This window comes from Nonomuraea sp. B10E15, from assembly GCF_039871615.1.
In the GTDB taxonomy this organism is placed as follows: domain Bacteria; phylum Actinomycetota; class Actinomycetes; order Streptosporangiales; family Streptosporangiaceae; genus Nonomuraea.
In genome coordinates this window covers 1-999 of the sequence record NZ_JBDPMB010000065.1, presented here as the reverse complement: position 1 = coordinate 999, position 999 = coordinate 1, and the positions used below count along the sequence as shown (strand labels likewise).

Genomic DNA, 999 nt, shown 5'->3' with positions numbered 1-999 from the left:
CGCAGCAGCGGTTGTTGCTGGAGGCGTCGTGGGAGGCGGTTGAGCGGGCGGGGATTGATCCGGTGGGGTTGCGGGGGAGTCGGACGGGTGTGTTCGCGGGGGTGATGTATCACGACTATGGGTTGGGGACGCCGGCGAATACCAGTGGTGGGAGTTTGGTGTCGGGCCGGGTGTCGTACACGTTGGGGTTGGAGGGCCCGGCGGTGACGGTGGATACGGCGTGTTCGTCGTCGTTGGTGGCGTTGCATTGGGCGGCGCAGGCGTTGCGGTCGGGTGAGTGTGATCTGGCGTTGGCCGGTGGTGTGACGGTGATGTCGACGCCGGGGATGTTCATCGAGTTTTCGCGGCAGCGGGGGTTGGCTGCGGATGGGCGGTGTAAGGCGTTTTCGGCTGGTGCTGATGGCACGGGGTGGGGTGAGGGCGTTGGTGTGCTGCTGGTGGAGCGGTTGTCGGACGCGGAACGTCACGGTCATCGGGTGCTGGCGGTTATCCGGGGCAGTGCGGTCAATCAGGATGGTGCGAGTAACGGGATCACGGCTCCGAACGGTCCGTCGCAGCAGCGGGTGATCCGGCAGGCTTTGGCGAATGCGGGCCTGTCGGCGGCTGACGTGGACGCGGTGGAGGCGCACGGCACCGGCACGACCCTGGGCGACCCGATCGAGGCCCAGGCACTGCTGGCGACCTATGGCCAGGAACGGCCCGATGACCGGCCCGTGTGGGTCGGGTCGCTGAAGTCCAACATCGGTCACACGCAGGCCGCCTCAGGTGTGGGCGGTGTGATCAAGATGGTGATGGCGCTGCGCAACGGCATGCTGCCCCAGACGCTTCACGCCGACGAGCCGTCGCCGCATGTGGACTGGTCGGCGGGTGCGGTGAAGCTGTTGACCGAGCCGCAGCCGTGGCAGGAGAACGGGCACGCTCGCCGGGCCGCTGTGTCGTCGTTCGGGATCAGTGGCACGAACGCTCATGTGATCATCGAGCAGGGCCCGGTCGCGGAGC

At 67.6% G+C, this 999-nt stretch carries 1 protein-coding gene; it reads left to right on the top strand.

What is annotated here, in order from left to right; all coding sequences use genetic code 11:
- Positions 1 to 999, top strand: a 999-nt coding sequence (locus ABGB14_RS49985; protein WP_347650958.1) for a polyketide synthase, incomplete at both ends; no start/stop codon positions are given.